A 1,277-nucleotide genomic window follows, 5' to 3' on the forward strand; every position below is an offset into this window, starting at 1 on the left:
TAATGCCGGGACTGAACATCTTACTGGTGCCGGATCACAGATTCCAGTCGATCCGCATGCCCGCAATCAATGCATTCTTCAGATCGTTGGTGCGCGTGGATTCGTTGAACTGGTCGGGGTTGATCACGTAATGCAGGTTCGGCGCGATGCGCAGGCGCTTGGTGACCTGGATGCCGTAGCTGAGCTCCATCATGATCTGGTTGTCGGCCGGGGTACCGGTGCCGCCAGCGGAGGCGCGGGCCAGGCGCAGATTTTCGATTGCAGCGTCGGTGTACTTCTGCTGGGTGATCACGAAGGCGATGTTGTCCTGCGGGCGGCTGGCGAAGGTGCCTTTCTGCACCAGGCCGAGCTGGATGAAATGATCCTCGATGGCCTGGCCGGCAGTGCGCTTGAGCACCGCGCCGAATACGGTCAGGCCGCCTTCGCCGGTCGGGCCGGATCGGGTGACCTGCTGTTCGAAACGGGCGAATGCGCCCGCGCGGCCTTGCTTGTTGGCGTAATCCAGGCCGGTGAGCAGCGCCGGGTTGTCGTTGCGGTCGCGCAGCGGGTCGGTGTAGTCGGAGTTGTCCTGCCAGCCGCCGAGTTCGTACATCGCCGCCAGCGTGCCGTCGCCGCCCTTGTTCTTGTAGCCGATGGCGTAGGGCACCACCACGCCGGTGGTGTCGTCGGTGCTCCACTTCAGACCGTGCTGGCCGTCCTGTGCCTGCACCGGGTTCACCTCGTAGGCGCCCACATGCAGGTACACCTTGGGCGTGACCCAGGCGGTGGCATGCGCAGCCCAACTGGAGACCGGCCAGTAGGTGAAGTTGCTGGTGCGGAACACGAAGGTGGGGTTGCCGCAGGCGGAGTTGCCCTGAAAGTACTGGCACAGGTCCGAGCCGAGGAAGTGGATGTTGGCCACGCTGCGGCCGGCTTCCAGTTCCAGGCGGTCGTTGAACAGTTTTTGCAGCAGGGTGAAGTTGGCCAGGCGCGTGCCCTGGCCGCCGTAGATTTCCTGCACCGAGGTGCTGTTGCCGATGCTGCTGTTGGCCAGGTTGGTGCCGTGACGGTTGGTGACGTACACCTTCACCGTGGCGCCATTCCAGCCGAACAGGCGGTCCATGTCGACATCGGTGCCGACCATCAACTGGCCGGCGTAGGCGTCGCCGCTTTTGCGGCCGCCGTCGATCATCGAGGCCGCTTCGCCGGTGTAGCCCAGCTTGAGCTTGAAGGCGTCGGCGGCATCCTGCGCGTGGGCGAGCGGGGCAAGTGCCATGGTCAGCGACAGGCACAACAGG

At 64.4% G+C, this 1,277-nt stretch carries 1 protein-coding gene; it reads right to left on the bottom strand.

Annotated elements, in window-relative coordinates:
- Positions 1-34 precede the first annotated feature (34 nt).
- Positions 35-1,276 carry a carbohydrate porin gene (locus XAXN_RS18415; protein WP_245149967.1) on the bottom strand — a complete coding sequence of 414 codons (1,242 nt, stop codon included), beginning with the start codon at positions 1,274-1,276 and terminating at the stop codon, positions 35-37.
- Position 1,277 lies beyond the last annotated feature (1 nt).

The organism is Xanthomonas axonopodis (genome assembly GCF_001304695.1).
Taxonomy (GTDB): domain Bacteria; phylum Pseudomonadota; class Gammaproteobacteria; order Xanthomonadales; family Xanthomonadaceae; genus Xanthomonas; species Xanthomonas axonopodis.